The organism is Aquimarina sp. (assembly GCF_977115655.1).
Window position 1 is genome coordinate 67,734 of record NZ_CDSBKO010000021.1, and the last position, 15,843, is coordinate 83,576.

Genomic DNA, 15,843 nt, shown 5'->3' on the forward strand with positions numbered 1-15,843 from the left:
TATACCAATTGGTATATTTTATTGTGTTAATATTTTATAATGCTTATTTCAATTAAAGATCAGGCAGGGATTTTGTAATTAGTTATGGGTAGTATTGTTATAGATAATATCTAAAGATTCTGTATTAGATATGCTTCTGGGTAGGTTGCAGGCATCTTTTATGGTATTTTCTTGAAAACACATCAAATCATCAAACTCTTTTAGAGAGTTTTGCGCTTGGTCACAGCCAATACTTATATTTTTTACATGGTTGGTTTTGATTTTTTTTGGCTTGTTGCTTCTGTTTTCAAAATTCTTAAACTGGCATTTAATTATATTTCTGCCTTTAAAATAAAAACGTTTTTCGAGAGTTAATGTAACATCTACTAGGTTATATTTTCCATAACGTTGCTTTTCGAGGTGTTTATACCAAATTTTATAAGTGGTATATTGAAAAAATAATTGATCGTCCCAGATATAGAACTCATTTCTATATTTAATATGCTCTTGGGTATAAGTATGCATAATGTATTTGAGCTCGTTACCATTATAATAAAAGGTAAGATTTCCTTTTTCCGGTAAGTTTTTACAGGGGTAATTTGTATGATATTGTCTAAGAGTGTTTGTTTCTACCAATTCTCTTATGAGTTGGTATTTGTTTTTAATATCAGACAGGTCCTCCTTTATAGTTTGCCCTATACAGATATATGAACTTAGACAAAGTAATAATGTAATGGTTGGTTTCATTGCGGTGGCAATGTACTTAAAACTTGTTTTTTTTCAGGATTTAGTTATTAACTATTGTAGGAATAATTTTGTTAACATGTACGGTAAAACCGTAATATTGTTGCAAAAACAAAAGGTTGGTTTTTTTTTTTTTTTTTTGAAAAAAAAAAGAGCAATCTATCTTCAAAAGTAGATTGCTCTTTTTGACACTAAATTTATTTGTCAAGAAACGAGATCGGTTTCATTTCTGAATACAAGATTGTCATCAAATTCATCTAACAAAATTACACTTTCAGTGGATACTATGCCGGCAAGAATCTCTTTGGATAGTTTGTTTAAAACCTCTTTTTGAATAGTTCGCTTTATTGGTCTTGCCCCAAATTCTGGCTGAAATCCTTTTTTAGATAGATATAGTATTGCTTGCTCTGTAGCATCCAAGGTGATATTTTGTTCTGCTAGCATTTTAGAAACAGATTTTAGTTGAAGTTTTACTATTTCTTTAACATCACCTTTGGTTAGAGGAGTAAACATAATAATGTCGTCTATCCTGTTTAAAAATTCTGGACGAACAGATTGTTTTAGCAAGCCTAATACATCTAATTTTGCTGTTTCCATTGCAGTGTCCATATCTTTTATAGTTTCTAACTTTTCTTGTATAATATGACTCCCCATATTACTGGTCATGATAATAATTGTATTTCTAAAATCTGCAGTTCTACCTTTGTTATCTGTTAATCTGCCTTCATCTAAAACTTGTAATAATATATTAAAGGTATCTGGATGGGCTTTTTCAATTTCATCTAATAATACTACAGAATAAGGTTTTCTTCTAACAGCTTCGGTTAATTGACCACCTTCTTCGTATCCAACATAGCCAGGAGGAGCTCCCACTAATCTACTTACTGCATGACGTTCTTGATATTCACTCATGTCTATTCTAGTCATAGCACTTTCATCATTAAACAGGTATTCTGCTAATGCTTTTGCAAGCTCTGTTTTACCAACTCCTGTGGTACCCAGAAATAGAAAAGATCCTATAGGTTTTCTTTTGTCCTGTAATCCTGCTCGGCTTCTTCGCACAGCATCACTAACGGCTTGTATTGCTTCATTTTGCCCTACTACACGTTTGTGGAGCTCTTTTTCTAATACCAGCAATTTGTCCCGCTCACTTTGCAGCATTTTGGTTACAGGTATTCCTGTCCATTTTGCTACTACTTCTGCAATGTCATCATTGGTAACTTCTTCTTTAATTAGAGAAGATTTATTTTGTTGCAGATCTAGTTGTTTTTGTAATGCATCCAGTTTTTCTTGTGCTTCTTTTATTTTGCCATAGCGTAGCTCTGCAACTTTTCCATAATCCCCGTTTCGTTCTGCTCTTTCTGCTTCAATTTTATATTCTTCGATATTAGTTTTAGCATTTTGTATGGCATCTACGACTTCTTTTTCACTTTGCCATTTAGAAAATATCTCGTTACGATCTTCTTTCAAGTTCGCTAAATCAGCGTTAAGTGTTTTTAGTTTTGTTTCATCATTTTCACGCTTAATAGCTTCCATTTCTATTTCGAGCTGCATAATCTTTCTGTCTAAGACATCTAACTCTTCTGGCTTAGAATTGATTTCCATCCTAAGCTTAGATGCAGCTTCATCCATTAAATCGATAGCTTTATCTGGTAAAAATCTGTTAGTAATATATCGTTGTGATAGTTCTACTGCAGCGATTATGGCTTCGTCTTTTATGCGTACTTTATGATGGGTTTCATATTTTTCTTTAATTCCTCTAAGAATAGATATGGCACTTTCTGTATCAGGTTCGTTTACAATTACTTTTTGAAAACGTCTTTCTAATGCTTTGTCTTTTTCGAAATATTTTTGGTATTCGTCTAGGGTAGTAGCTCCAATTGCTCGAAGCTCTCCTCTTGCCAAGGCAGGTTTTAAAATATTAGCAGCATCCATGGCTCCTTGTCCACCACCAGCGCCTACAAGAGTATGGATTTCATCTATAAATAGTACAATATTTCCATCGCTAGATGTAACTTCTTTTATCACTGCTTTTAAACGCTCTTCAAATTCACCTTTAAATTTTGCTCCAGCGATTAGAGCTCCCATGTCTAAAGAAAAAATTTGCTTTTCTTTTAAGTTTTCAGGGATATCACCAGAAACAATTCTATGTGCTAATCCTTCTGCGATAGCGGTTTTACCAACTCCAGGCTCACCAACTAACATAGGGTTGTTTTTGGTACGACGAGAAAGGATTTGTAGGATTCTGCGTATCTCTTCATCACGGCCAATTACAGGGTCCAGTTTTCCAGTTTCTGCCATTTCGTTAAGGTTTTTGGCATATTTGTTTAAAGCCTGGTAAGTTTCTTCAGCACTTTGCGAGGTAACTCTTTCTCCTTTTCTTATTTCGTAGATAACCTCGGTAAGGTGTTTTTCGGTTACCCCCTGATCTTTTAATATTTGTGCAATTTTACTTTTGGATTTAAAGATAGAGATCACAAGATGTTCAATAGAAACATACTCATCATTCATCTTTTTGGCAATAATGCTTGCTTCGTTTAATGTTTTTCCGGTTTCTCGGGATAATTGTATTTCTCCTCCCGAAACTTTAGGAAAACTTTCTAATGTACTGTTCAGGATTTGTTGTAAAAGAGAAATATTTACATTTAATTTTTTTAGTAAAAAAGGAAGCACGTTTTCATCCACACCAAAAATGGATTTGAATATATGTTCGTTTTCTATTTGTTGATGTCCTAAGCTTTGTGCAAGTTGTTGTGCCTGCTGTATAGCTTCTTGTGATTTTATGGTAAAATTATTAAAATTCATTTCTTGTTTATTTTGAGTTTCGTTTTATAGAATCAAATAATATTCCTGATGCACAGAATAGACAAAATGTCCTTTTTTTTGATGTAATACACTGACTTTTTGACTTACTGTAAAGTTATGGATTTTGTCACGACCAATACATGATTATAGTCAATTTTCAAAATCAATTGACTAAGTTTGTACTATATTTGATAAGATAAAAAAATGGGAATATTTAATAAATTATTTGGAGGAGAAGAAAAAGAAGAAAAACAAGCATTGCCTTGGCAAGAACTTACTTCGGTAAATCAATTAAATAAAATAATTGAAGCTTCTAAGACTAAAACACAAGCGATATTTAAGCATTCTACCCGTTGCGGTATCAGTAGTATGGTTTTTCGTAATTTTGAAAGAAGTTTTGATGTTGAAGATGATAAACTAGATCTTTATTATCTGGATTTGTTAAGCTATAGAGACTTATCTGGTGAGGTTGCAGCAAGGTTTCAGGTGTTTCATGAATCTCCGCAATTTATTATTATACGCAATGGGGTTACTGTTCATCATTCGTCACATAGTATGATTACACCACAGGTTCTGCACCAGTTTATTTAAAACGTATTTTTATTTTTTTCAGATATAAAAGGGCAGATGTTTTTTTTCGTAGCTCGGGATTCAAACATTTTTAAATACAGGTGGGTAGACATTTTTCTAGCTCTTCGTTTGGCTATTTCTACATTTTCTCCTTTATACAATTCATCCAGAGTTTCGAACCATAAATTTAACCATATTCCAAAGTGATTTTGGTTAATTGTTCCGTTAAAAGTAGTATCTACTTTTTGATGTATGGCAATTGGGTTGCCTTTATATTTTATTTCAAATAGAAGATTGGTTTCCCAAAAATCAGTTAATTTATTTATGTGTTGCTCCCAATCTGTAATCATGTGGTTAAAAATAGGCCCCAAAGTTTGTTCTGTTCTTATTTTAGAATAAAATAAAGACATTAATCGATGTATGTCTTTTCTGTTATGAATATCGTTAACAGGTGTTTTTTTCATAATGCTTTGCGGGTTTTAGTAAAAAGTAAGATTAATAGCAGCTAATATGCTGTTGATAAAAATACTGGCTATGAGTAAGTTGAAAACAAATTTCGGCTTCATTTGGGCTAAGATTGAAGCATTGAAAGCCATACATATAATAACGCATACCGATAGTTCTATAATTTGAAGTGCGGATCGTTCTTGCATTAGGATGTACATTGCAGCAACAGATCCTAAACAGCTGGAAAGAATAATCATAAGCGGTATGTATGCCATATACATCTGCTTAAAATCTTTTAACAATTTTGAATACATGATTTCTTTTTTTTGTATTCAAAGGTATTTCAAGAAGGTGTTATCTGTTTATGATCGAGATCATAAAAAAGGGAATGAAGACTATCGGTGTACTTTTCTGTCTTTAATAAAAAGCTCTCCTTTTTGCTCTAGTTTTTTAATACTTCGTATTACTGTTTCTACACGCAACCCTGTTAAATCTGCAAGTTGTTGTCTTGTAAGTTCTACTTTATAAACATTAGAGTTATTTTTTTTAGCATTATTTTTTTTGAAATAATCTAAAATTCTAAGAATACGATGTTCCGGTTCTTGTGTGGATATTTCAGAAACCATAATAGCTTTATAATAAAGCCGCAAAGCTAGAGTACTGGTGAATTTGTGGTGTATTTTTGGGTTTTTTTCCAATAGGTTCAGAAACTTTGGTTTGGATAATTGCCATACTTCAGAGTCTGTAATAGCTTCAGCATTTGCCGGATATTTAAAGTCTGCAAACAATGGAGGTTCTCCAAAACTTTTGTCTTTGGTAAAAATACCTTGTATATGCTCTTTTCCATCCTGGTTATAATTATTCATTTTAATTTCACCAAGATGTACTTGATAATAGTAACGGGCAATAGTTCCTTCTTCAAAAAGAACTTCACCACGGTGATATTTTTTTAATTTGGCACCGGAATTAAGTAAGATTTTAGGATCGATCATATCAAAATAAGTTTAGTGTGGATTAATGTCTGTTTAACTTTTTAACGACATATTAAACAAGTTTTTTTTCTTGATCTTTTTGTTAAAATATGTTACTGTAACTATACTTAGGCTTAACTCAGAACAAGTGCTATGTTATAAAACATTTTGCTCTAACCTTGAAAAAAATAAATTTATTATACACCATCAAAAAATTATATTGGTATAAGATCTTTCAACACTGGATATTACAAAATGGTTTAAACTTTTTTCAATCTCTTGTTTAAGATTTGATTACCAAGTGTTTGCGCCGAAAACAAAATGTGCTTTTGGGAGCATACCTCGTAAGCTTGCTCTGAGGTTATTTGTTTTATTACAAAAAAACTATTTTTTACCAGAATCAGAAAAGTTTAAACCAAGTTTATATATGGTTAAAGTAACCTATTGGTTGAAACGATAGGTGGTAATAATTTTTTTTATTTTGTTTTTTAAATCTTCACCAGAGTCATAAACCATTTGCTCATTAGAGGGAAACGGAACAGATTTTAGTCCTAAATATCCTAGTAATGCATCTTCCAAAGCGCGTTTGTCCCCATTATAATTTGCATAAATATGCTGAAAAGTATACTCGCTGACAATAGGGAAGGCATCTAATAGTTGTTTTGTTTTTAAATTTTTGTATTGTACATTACCAACTACATTGACTGCTTTAAATTGTGTAAATTCATAATATTGACAATGTACTTTTACCATTTTATCTACTTTTACTTTTTCTCCTTTGTCATCGATTACGATTTCATCATTTTCATCTAATAAATATTCCCAACCATCTTTAACCAATCTTTCTTTTTCTAATTGTCGTTCTTTAATTTGCTCTGGCGATATATTGATTTCTCTTAAATCAACTACCATTGCATAGTCATAATTTATAGTTTTTTGTGGTTGACTATGATATACGGTCCATAAATCATTTAAGCCATAAGTGCCAAAATTAAGAAGATCACTTTCTAATCTTTTGGGAATAATAACTTCTGTTTTATTTTGTATTGTTACTTTTACAAAATCAGTCCCTTTTTGATGAGCTTCTTCTATCATCTCTTGGGTGTTTTTATAACCGGGAGTTATTTTTTCTAAATAAACCAGATCTTCATATATGTTTCGATACTCTGATTTTTTCCTTGCCGAGGACAATAAAGCTTTAGCATTATTATACAGGTAACCAGAAAGTTTTTCTTTGGTATTTATGATCTTTTGGTCATAATTGTCTATAGAAAAATTGGCATTTCTGCCTTCTTCGATTATGTATAATGGTAGTAGTGGTTTGATACGTTCTTGTCTTTCTTTTAAAGATAAATAGGTGTTGTATATACGTTCAAGATTTGCCGGATTTTCTTCTTTTTCCAAAAAGGCAAGGGCACTTTTATCTCTGTCTGTAACTTTGGCGTATGCTTGTTCCAACATTATAATATAGGATTGCTTTCCTTTTTTGTCTTTGTTTGTTCTAAGCTTGCTTAAAGCTATAGTTATTGCCTGATCATAATTTCCTGTATTAAGGGCTTTTTCAGTTTTCTTAACACTACTGCAAGAAAATGTAATTGTAGTTATAATTAGTATAAGTAGTAGTTTTTTCATGTAGGTAGCTTTTGAATTTGGTAACAAAAATCAACTTTGATGCCAAAAGATAATAAAAAAACCCCGAAAACAGATCTTTCGAGGTTTTTGGGTGATTATGTATGGTATGGTTATTTTTTAAATACAGGAAGTAATTTTGTTGAAACTTCACCAAATCCTATTCTAACACCATTTTTTTCGCAATATCCTCTAATAATAACAGTGTCATTATCTTCAATAAATTTACGACTACCTCCAGAATTAAGTTGTACAGGTTTTTCTCCACGCCAGCTTAGTTCTAACATAGATCCATAAGAATCTGGTGTAGGGCCGGACAGGGTTCCGCTTCCCATTAAGTCACCAGAGTTTATAGGGCATCCGTTAACAGTATGGTGGGTAAGTTGCTGTGCCATATTCCAATACATGTGTTTGAAATTACTTCTGCAAACGATAGTTTCTTCTTGTTTTTCTGGTTTAATGGCTACTTCCAGATTTATATCAAAACTTTTGTCTCCTTTGTATTGAAGGTATGGAAGTTGTTTTTTTAATGGTTTAGGTCCTTTTGTTCTGTATGGCTCTAATGCATCCAGAGTTACAATCCATGGAGATATAGAAGAAGCAAAGTTTTTACCTAAAAAAGGGCCAAGAGGAACATATTCCCATTTTTGAATATCTCTGGCGCTCCAGTCATTAAATAATACTAATCCAAATATATAATCTTCGGCTTCCTCTATAGGGATAGGCTCTCCCAATTGATTGGCATCGGTAGTGATAAAAGCCATTTCCAGCTCAAAATCTACTAATCTGGATGGTCCAAAAATAGGTTCTGTAGCACCGTTGGTTAGTTTTTGACCTTGCGGGCGATGTATAGGGATATTGGATGGGATAATAGAACTACTGCGCCCATGATAGCCTACAGGCATGTGCAACCAATTTGGTAGCAGAGCATTTTCTGGGTCTCTAAACATTTTTCCTACATTGGTAGCATGTTCTATACTACTATAAAAATCGGTATAATCCCCAATACTAACAGGTAATTGCATTTCGATCTCATCCAAAGAGAATAGGACTTCTTTACGGTGCTTTTCGTTGTTTTTTAGAGTGTCATTTTTGGCATCAAAAATTTCAGCAATTTTATTACGAACCAATCTCCATGTTTTTTTTCCGTCAGAAATAAAATCATTTAAGGTGTCTTGTAAAAAAATATCATCTGTTAATGGGATACCATCAAAATAACCTAATTGGTGGAGTGCACCCAAATCAATAGCTGTATCTCCTATTCTGGTGCCTATGGTTATAATATCATCTCTTGTAAGAAATACACCAAATGGAATATTCTGTATAGGGAAATCAGTATTTAGAGGTGTTTCAATCCATGTTTTTCTATGTGGATAATTTGCAGTTATGGGCATTATTGTTTTTTTAATACGTTGTTATAAATGTTACGATCAAATATATAATTTTCGAGCGGTTAAAAGTTTTTATAAATGTAAAAATTATTTAAATTAAAGATAAGATATGTTATTTTTTTTATAAAAACATACATTAAGAAGTTCTGTGTTTAAATTTACAGAATTTTTTACAAAAAAATGAACCAAAAAAAGAGGTTGTTTTTTGTGGATTAGCAAGTTGTTTTTCTTTTAAGAACAGACCAGTAAGCTGTGAACAAGTTGTTTATATTTATTAGGCGCTATTTAGACTAATTTAAGGAATGGATTTCCTATTTTTACCCTTTTATTAACAAACTATCAATTCATGCAACGCGACGAACAAATATTTGATTTGATTCAGGACGAGAAAGAACGTCAAATCAACGGATTAGAACTTATAGCTTCAGAAAACTTTGTGAGTGAACAAGTAATGGAGGCTGCCGGGTCTGTATTAACCAATAAATATGCCGAAGGGTATCCTGGTAAAAGGTATTATGGCGGATGTGCTGTAGTAGATGTTATAGAACAAATTGCTATAGACCGTGCTAAAGAACTGTTTGGCGCAACGTATGCTAATGTACAACCTCATTCCGGATCTCAGGCAAATACGGCAGTATATCATGCATGTCTTAAACCAGGAGATAAAATATTAGGTTTTGATCTTTCTCATGGAGGGCATTTAACACATGGTTCTCCGGTTAATTTTTCGGGTAAATTGTATGAAACTGCCTTTTATGGAGTAGATAAAGAAACCGGAAGATTAAATTATGATAAAATTCAGGAAATTGCTTTAGCAGAAAAACCGCAATTAATCATTGCAGGTGCATCTGCATATTCAAGAGAAATCGACTACAAAAGATTTAGAGAAATAGCAGATAGTGTAGGAGCGATTCTTTTTGCAGATATAGCGCATCCGGCAGGACTAATTGCAAAAGGAGTAATTTCAGATCCTATTCCTCATTGTCATGTAGTTACGACAACAACACATAAAACATTACGTGGTCCAAGAGGTGGTCTTATCCTAATGGGCGAAGATTTTGAGAATCCTTTTGGAATTACTTTAAAGAATGGCAAAAAAAGGATGATGTCTTCATTGTTAGATAGTGCCGTATTTCCTGGAAACCAAGGAGGTCCTTTAGAGCATATAATCGCTGCAAAAGCAATCGCATTTGGAGAGGCTTTGACAGATGATTTTTTACATTATATCGTACAAGTAAAGAAAAATGCCGCGGTTATGGCTGCTGCTTTTGTAAAGAAAGGGTACGAGGTTATTTCTGGAGGCACAGATAACCACATGATGCTTATAGATTTACGAAATAAAGGCGTTACTGGTAAACAAGCAGAAGAAGCGTTAGGTGTTGCCGAAATTACGGTTAACAAAAATATGGTGCCTTTTGATGATCAGTCTCCTTTTGTTACTTCAGGAATTCGTATTGGGGTTTCTGCAGTTACTACTCGTGGATTAAAAGAAAATGATATGTTGGCAATTGTAGAGTTAATAGACAAGGTAATCATAAATACAGAAAATGAAGAAATATTGCATGGTATTGCCGATGAGGTTAATGAAATGATGGCAGGCAGACCTTTGTTTGTAGGGTAATGTCTGTAGTATATAATCACAAAAAAAGAGTTTAGCACCAGCTAAACTCTTTTTTTGTGATTATACAAACACTTTTATTCTTCTGAAGAAGATTCTTCCATTGTATGGTAAATGTTTTGCACGTCGTCATCTTCCTCTATTTTTTCTAATAATTTTTCTACATCGGCAGCTTCCTCCGGAGTTAGTTTTTTGGTTACCTGTGGGATACGCTCAAATCCTGAAGACAGAATTTCTATCTCACGGTTTTCTAATTCTCTTTGTATGGCACCAAAGCTCTCAAAGGGGGCATATATCAATATACCATCTTCATCTTGAAATACCTCCTCGGCTCCATAATCAATAAACTCAAGCTCCAATTCTTCAGGATCCAGACCTTCACTATTAATCCTAAAGTTACAGGTATGGTCAAACATAAATTCTACAGAACCGGATGTTCCCAAATTGCCATCACATTTATTAAAATAAGATCTTATATTGGCAACCGTTCGATTATTGTTATCTGTGGCTGTTTCTACCAAAATAGCAATTCCATGAGGTGCATACCCTTCAAAAAGTACTTCCTTATAGTTTCCTTGATCTTTGTCTGACGCTTTTTTGATGGCTCTTTCGATATTGTCCTTAGGCATGTTCACAGCCTTGGCATTCTGGATTACTGCTCTAAGGCGAGAGTTAGAAGCAGGATCTGGTCCGCCTTCTTTTACAGCCATTACAATATCTTTACCAATTCTGGTAAACGCTTTGGCCATTGCAGACCAGCGTTTCATCTTACGTGCTTTTCGAAACTCAAAAGCTCTTCCCATATACTAAATTTAAAAATCTGAATACAAACATAAGTAGAAACCAAGTTTTTGACAAATGTTTGTTTATTTTCAGGTAAAGGTTATTATATTTTTAAGAATATGCAAGATCTGGAAGATGTTTTTAGTATTGCAAGATCTGGTATTGATGCCAAACCTTAAAATAAGGGAGTTGAATACATTAATTATGGGAGAACAAAGCGGTAGCGAGATAAACCTTAAAAGTGTGCTAAAAAGCTGTTTTTGTAATGATGATTTCTGGTTATTGGTTTTATAAATTCTTTGTGCATTTGACATACTTTTTGTACAAGTCGTTATTTTATGTCTTTTATAGTCTTGAATGGGGTGGCTTTTGAACCCTTATCTTATACCATTTTAACTTTGAAATAGTGCGTATAGAAATTGAATTTATTTTTTAAGTATTCAAGGCAAAAAGCTTGTACCAGACTTGATCTGGTATCAAGCATAGCTGTAGTTACGGTTATGTTTTTTAACGAAGAATAGATGAAAAAGAAACAATTTATTAGTGCTATTTCAAAGTTAAAATGGTATTATTTGTTTACAAAGGTTCGGTTAAGGGTTATAGGCAAGTATTCTTAGAAGGGATATCTTTTTTGGTATCGTTATTTTTTTTTGTGGAGTAAAAAGCTGCATTGTCAATTACCGCAGTCTTATATTTTTTAGGATTTTGTAAGGTTAACTTTTTTGAGATAACTTTCAAAAATATGATTATCCACCCCATCGATTTCCAGGACAAAACTATCCTTGGTTATTGGGGAGTAGCTACTTTGCAAATATGTATTCTTGAATTTGTATTGATAGGTTACTTTGGGGTGTACTCCCAGTTTTATTGATAAAATCTTTCCTTATTGTTACCCGACTACCCGTTGTGTGTTTTCATTCATGTTTAAATGCTTTTTTTAATAAGAAAGGTGTAGATAAGGTTGTAAGAATTCCCATTATTACAAGTATTGAAAAAATCTCTATACTAATTAGTCCAGCATTATAAGCAATATTAGCAATTACTAACTCCATTATTCCCCTTGCATTTAGACCTATTCCAATAGTCAAAGAAGTTTTTCCATTAAGTCCTGCAAATCTTCCTCCTATATAACCCCCAATAATTTTTGATAAATATGAAATAACTAGTACTGCCATTAAAAGCCCAATGTTGTTGACAGATAATAAGTTAAATTCAAGACCGATACCAGCAAAAAATACCGGAGCTAAAAAACCCATTGCAATATTACTTGTAGTTTTTTCAATTGTTTTCAAATTCTCTTTTCCTACTAACTGCTCACTTACTAGCATTGAACCAAAAAAGGCACCAACAATGAAATGCAATCCCAATGTCTCTGTAAATGTCGAAAACAATAATATGAATGCAAAAAACAAAGCAAATAATGGCTCTTTGCCTTTTAATAATGATATGAGTTTGTTTAATGATTTTTCAATATAATCACCTCTTTGAAGAACTTTTTTTATTAAAAAGTAAACAAGGCTTAAAACAACAATAAATAATATTAATTTTAATAAAGAAATTGAACCTGCCTTTACAATTGATAATACAGAAAAATCTGTATCCTTAATATTGATCAGAATACCAAGAATTGTTAAAGCCAGGACATCGTCAAAAATTGCTACAGAAATTATTTTTTGGCCAATGTTGCTATTTATTTTACCTAAATCCATAAGAATTCTGATGCTAACAGGAAGAGCTGTAATAGCCACACAGAGCCCGATAAACAATGATGTCATAATGTCTTGGTTAAACCAATAACCAATACTTGCACCACTTATAATAGGTAAAAAGAAGGCCATTAATGAAATTAAAAGATTTCTCCCTTTTAATGATTTAAGTATTGAGTTAATGTTAATTTCTAAACCCACCATAATAATTAAAAGAAATATTCCAATTTCAGAAACGACTTTAATTTCTTCTGTCTTATGAATTAGGTTAAATAGACTAGGTCCCAAAATTATTCCGGCCAATATTTCTCCAATCATAGAAGGTTGCTGAAACCGTTCAAATATTTCGCCTAATAATTTTGCTGCAACTAATAAAATTAATAGGTTAGTGAAGAAAGGAAGTTCAAAAGATATCTCAGGCATATACCAATTTTTATATATTAGATTTTTCTTATTATCCTTTTCATTGCGTTAGTTTTCTTTGTTGCATATTTGGTAACGATTTGGCTATGATACGGTGCAGAAAAACCTGTAGAGTTCTTTTTGTCGTAGCCTAAAGATAGCAAACTTGCATTGACTTCTGATTAAGAATTCAACCGCAATGAATTATACAAATTATGGAGTGCCTTGAATGGTAAATATAGTTCATTTACACGAATCTTCCAATGGGTAAAAGTTCTTTATACGCAAAATCGTGTTGGTAGGTAAAGCAAGTAATAAGGTTTGGAGCATATTTCGATTTGATGAACCACCATATATAAGATCTGTTTAGCCTGTTCTGAGCCTGCCCGTATTTTGGTAAGCTATGTAAGTAAAACCGGTAAAGAGGGGATAGGAGTGCCCCTTTTTTTTCTTGACTGGCAAAAATTTTCACTTCTTAATTTGAGCATTTATCTGTTCAAAGTATTTTGCGTAGTTTCCGTAATCTATATGACGGTTAATTAAACCATTTTCTATAGTTAAAATGGTTGTGAACGGAACGGATATGAGAACGGTCTCAGTACTGTTTTCTTTAAACCATGATGTAGGCAATATACATTCAAATGTTGAATTAATAATGGTATGTACCCCAGAAGTGTAGCTTTTTTCTATGATAAAATTAATATAAGGAGGTTTATCATTTTTAAATTTATCTTTAAAAACATTTTTGAAAAAGTTTTGCACATTATCTTTTCCATCAAATACAAAAGATTGTTTAAAAGCTTCTTTAGCAGTAGGATCCTCAAAATGTATGTTTTCTGAATAAAAGGTTTTCATTTTATCAAAATCCCAATTGCCATAAGCTTCCATGTAGTCCAATGCAATCTTATTACTGCTGTTTTTTTCGGTTTGACCAAATGAATACAAGTTGAGTAATAAAAATAAAATACTATAAAATGCTCTTTTCATAATTTTTGATAACGTTAGTTTGTATAAAAACTTTGCTTTTGGTTTGTATTGGGGTAAATTTACGCCAATTTGTTGGCTTTTGTATAATCCATATCTATTACCATACCCAGAGGTAATAGAAAAGGATATATTTTTGTGACAAACTAAGTAAACTTTGATTTGATAAACTGCCGTATAAGAAACCCGTATGGGGGCAGGTGGTGCTTTGATAAACCCATTAGGATTGTGCAAGGAGTACTCTGCTATCTAACGATGGCGGAGCCATCTATACGATTGTTCGTTCGATCTTTTTCTGCGTTTAGTTTGGGGAGTGCAGACCAATTTTATTGCCTTCCGAATCGATAAATAGTGCATAATATCCGCTTTCATCTGCGTGAAGTGATTTGGGAACAATTATTTTCCCACCATTTTTCTCGACTTTATCAAGAATTGTTTGAAGGTTATCTCCTCCATTTAAATATATGGTCACTCCATCAGCCGATGGTTTGTAGTTTTTTGCTTTCATAATAACTCCTGTAACCATTTGCCCTTCGTATGGGAATATTCCCATTTGCATTTCTGCGAATTCCATTTTTTCAATGTTAATGTCCAAAATTGCCTGATAAAAATCGACTGCTCTTGAAATATCTGTTGCCGGAATTTCAAAAATGGAAATAAAACTTTTCATATCGTTCTTTATTTTTTGTGTTTTGTTTGAATCAGTTTGTTGGTTCTGGCTATTAGATTTGTCTTGACCTTTGCAAGCTACAATGCAAAAGAAAAGTATAATCGTACTATAGCGTATTGTCTTTTTCATATTTACTGTTTAAATTTAGAAGTACGAATATGAGTTATTTGCGAGGTCTGAAATTGTAAAAATGCGACATCTTTATTTATTTGTAGAAGAGGATTGAAAGAGCCATGTTTTCGTTACCTAAAAACTCCTTCGGATTGATTCCTGTAAACTCCTTAAAGTCTTTTATGAAATGTGCTTGGTCGAAATATTCACTTTCGTATGCAATATTGGTTAAGGTATCCGTTTTTTTGTGCAACAACATTTTTAATGCAGTTTGAAGTCGAATTACTTTGCCAAGTTGTTTTGGGCTAACACCAATTTGCTTTTTAAAATTTCTTTCGAGTTGTCTTCTTTTAGACAAGTCTTCTTTAAGAATGGTCGTTATCGATTCCGTTCCATTTGATAATAAAAGAGCATCAACGGTCTTTTTTACAATATTGTCAATGGTTGTTTTGTTATTTAGCTTTTTTAAAAGAAAGTTTTCTATGATTTCAATTCGTTGTTTATTGTCTGTTGCTTGAATTATTTTTTGTTCCAATTCTTTAGCGGTGTTTGCTCCAAACAATAATTCTATAGGAGTTTCTTTATTTGCTAAATCTTTAATAGGTATAGTAACAAAATTGGCAAACCCATAGGGGTAAAATCTAATTGCAAATGTATTTACGTAACCTGTTGGCTCGATATTAAATGGTTCTATAGTTTGTCCGAGTACCATTGCACGCGGTTGTATAATAAATTCATCTTGTGTGGTATATCGCTTTATATCGTCTCCAAGAATAAATGCCATTTCAATACAACCATCTGGTATTATCCGTTGTCTTTTCGCTTCATTTTCTGCAGGAATCTCTAAAGTCCAATAACAACTAACAAGAGATTCTAAATCTGGATGAGGTTGAAATGTTTGATAGTTCATGGATTGATAAAATGTTTTTTTTGAATCACCTGCAACGGTGTTTTTGTATGATTAATTACATGGTTAAGCGTATGCATCCGAGCAACTACAGTATAGAATTTTCTTGATATCCAGGTAGTAATT

13 protein-coding genes are annotated in these 15,843 nt (G+C 32.6%); 2 read left to right on the top strand and 11 right to left on the bottom strand.

The window, feature by feature from the left end; genetic code table 11:
* Positions 1–78: 78 nt before the first annotated feature.
* Positions 79–726 (bottom strand): hypothetical protein, encoded by a 648-nt coding sequence (locus ACZIYX_RS10870; RefSeq protein ID WP_462682260.1) that lies wholly within the window; start codon positions 724–726, stop codon positions 79–81.
* A 201-nt stretch (positions 727–927) separates the two neighbouring features.
* Entirely contained in the window at positions 928–3,528 is a 2,601-nt protein-coding gene (clpB, locus tag ACZIYX_RS10875; protein WP_462682261.1) for an ATP-dependent chaperone ClpB, read from the bottom strand.
* Between the two features lie 204 nt (positions 3,529–3,732).
* On the opposite strand from clpB, the gene ytxJ reads away from it, so the two are divergent.
* Positions 3,733–4,119 (top strand): bacillithiol system redox-active protein YtxJ, encoded by a 387-nt coding sequence (gene ytxJ, locus ACZIYX_RS10880; RefSeq protein WP_462682262.1) that lies wholly within the window; start codon positions 3,733–3,735, stop codon positions 4,117–4,119.
* Here the strand turns inward: ytxJ and ACZIYX_RS10885 are convergent.
* From ACZIYX_RS10885 to fahA, 4 genes are all read right to left on the bottom strand, one after another.
* Positions 4,116–4,562, bottom strand: a complete 447-nt coding sequence (locus ACZIYX_RS10885; RefSeq protein WP_462682263.1) for a group III truncated hemoglobin — start codon at positions 4,560–4,562, stop codon at positions 4,116–4,118. The genes ytxJ and ACZIYX_RS10885 overlap by 4 nt on opposite strands.
* Positions 4,563–4,940: 378 nt before the next feature.
* The gene (locus tag ACZIYX_RS10890; RefSeq protein WP_462682264.1) at positions 4,941–5,537 is read right to left on the bottom strand and encodes a Crp/Fnr family transcriptional regulator; all 597 of its coding nucleotides are present in this window, start codon (positions 5,535–5,537) and stop codon (positions 4,941–4,943) included.
* Positions 5,538–5,957: 420 nt separating this feature from the next.
* Positions 5,958–7,148 carry a hypothetical protein gene (locus tag ACZIYX_RS10895; protein WP_462682265.1) on the bottom strand — a complete coding sequence of 397 codons (1,191 nt, stop codon included), beginning with the start codon at positions 7,146–7,148 and terminating at the stop codon, positions 5,958–5,960.
* Between the two features lie 110 nt (positions 7,149–7,258).
* Entirely contained in the window at positions 7,259–8,539 is a 1,281-nt protein-coding gene (gene fahA, locus ACZIYX_RS10900) for a fumarylacetoacetase (RefSeq protein WP_462682266.1), read from the bottom strand.
* Between the two features lie 343 nt (positions 8,540–8,882).
* On the opposite strand from fahA, the gene glyA reads away from it, so the two are divergent.
* Positions 8,883–10,157: a serine hydroxymethyltransferase gene (glyA, locus tag ACZIYX_RS10905; RefSeq protein WP_462682267.1), complete on the top strand. Its 1,275-nt coding sequence runs from the start codon at positions 8,883–8,885 to the stop codon at positions 10,155–10,157.
* A gap of 74 nt (positions 10,158–10,231) precedes the next feature.
* On the opposite strand, the gene ACZIYX_RS10910 is transcribed toward glyA, so the two are convergent.
* From ACZIYX_RS10910 to ACZIYX_RS10930, 5 genes are all read right to left on the bottom strand, one after another.
* Positions 10,232–10,957 carry a YebC/PmpR family DNA-binding transcriptional regulator gene (locus ACZIYX_RS10910; protein ID WP_462682268.1) on the bottom strand — a complete coding sequence of 242 codons (726 nt, stop codon included), beginning with the start codon at positions 10,955–10,957 and terminating at the stop codon, positions 10,232–10,234.
* A gap of 894 nt (positions 10,958–11,851) precedes the next feature.
* A complete protein-coding gene (locus ACZIYX_RS10915; protein ID WP_462682269.1) occupies positions 11,852–13,066 on the bottom strand; it encodes a cation:proton antiporter in 1,215 nt (404 codons plus the stop codon).
* Between the two features lie 447 nt (positions 13,067–13,513).
* Positions 13,514–14,032, bottom strand: coding sequence for a nuclear transport factor 2 family protein (locus tag ACZIYX_RS10920; protein ID WP_462682270.1), 519 nt, complete (start codon positions 14,030–14,032; stop codon positions 13,514–13,516).
* A gap of 298 nt (positions 14,033–14,330) precedes the next feature.
* Positions 14,331–14,828: a VOC family protein gene (locus ACZIYX_RS10925; RefSeq protein WP_462682271.1), complete on the bottom strand. Its 498-nt coding sequence runs from the start codon at positions 14,826–14,828 to the stop codon at positions 14,331–14,333.
* 76 nt (positions 14,829–14,904) lie between these two features.
* Positions 14,905–15,720, bottom strand: coding sequence for an AraC family transcriptional regulator (locus ACZIYX_RS10930; RefSeq protein ID WP_462682272.1), 816 nt, complete (start codon positions 15,718–15,720; stop codon positions 14,905–14,907).
* Positions 15,721–15,843: the final 123 nt, after the last annotated feature.

Excerpts from the sequence above, each read along its gene's own strand:
- ACZIYX_RS10920 (WP_462682270.1), bottom strand. The coding sequence starts at position 14,032 with ATGAAAAGAGCATTTTATAGTATTTTATTTTTATTACTCAACTTGTAT.
- ACZIYX_RS10930 (WP_462682272.1), bottom strand. The coding sequence starts at position 15,720 with ATGAACTATCAAACATTTCAACCTCATCCAGATTTAGAATCTCTTGTT.
- ACZIYX_RS10915 (WP_462682269.1), bottom strand. The coding sequence starts at position 13,066 with ATGCCTGAGATATCTTTTGAACTTCCTTTCTTCACTAACCTATTAATT.
- ytxJ (WP_462682262.1), top strand. The coding sequence starts at position 3,733 with ATGGGAATATTTAATAAATTATTTGGAGGAGAAGAAAAAGAAGAAAAA.
- ACZIYX_RS10910 (WP_462682268.1), bottom strand. The coding sequence starts at position 10,957 with ATGGGAAGAGCTTTTGAGTTTCGAAAAGCACGTAAGATGAAACGCTGG.
- ACZIYX_RS10895 (WP_462682265.1), bottom strand. The coding sequence starts at position 7,148 with ATGAAAAAACTACTACTTATACTAATTATAACTACAATTACATTTTCT.
- ACZIYX_RS10925 (WP_462682271.1), bottom strand. The coding sequence starts at position 14,828 with ATGAAAAAGACAATACGCTATAGTACGATTATACTTTTCTTTTGCATT.
- fahA (WP_462682266.1), bottom strand. The coding sequence starts at position 8,539 with ATGCCCATAACTGCAAATTATCCACATAGAAAAACATGGATTGAAACA.
- ACZIYX_RS10870 (WP_462682260.1), bottom strand. The coding sequence starts at position 726 with ATGAAACCAACCATTACATTATTACTTTGTCTAAGTTCATATATCTGT.
- clpB (WP_462682261.1), bottom strand. The coding sequence starts at position 3,528 with ATGAATTTTAATAATTTTACCATAAAATCACAAGAAGCTATACAGCAG.
- ACZIYX_RS10885 (WP_462682263.1), bottom strand. The coding sequence starts at position 4,562 with ATGAAAAAAACACCTGTTAACGATATTCATAACAGAAAAGACATACAT.
- ACZIYX_RS10890 (WP_462682264.1), bottom strand. The coding sequence starts at position 5,537 with ATGATCGATCCTAAAATCTTACTTAATTCCGGTGCCAAATTAAAAAAA.
- glyA (WP_462682267.1), top strand. The coding sequence starts at position 8,883 with ATGCAACGCGACGAACAAATATTTGATTTGATTCAGGACGAGAAAGAA.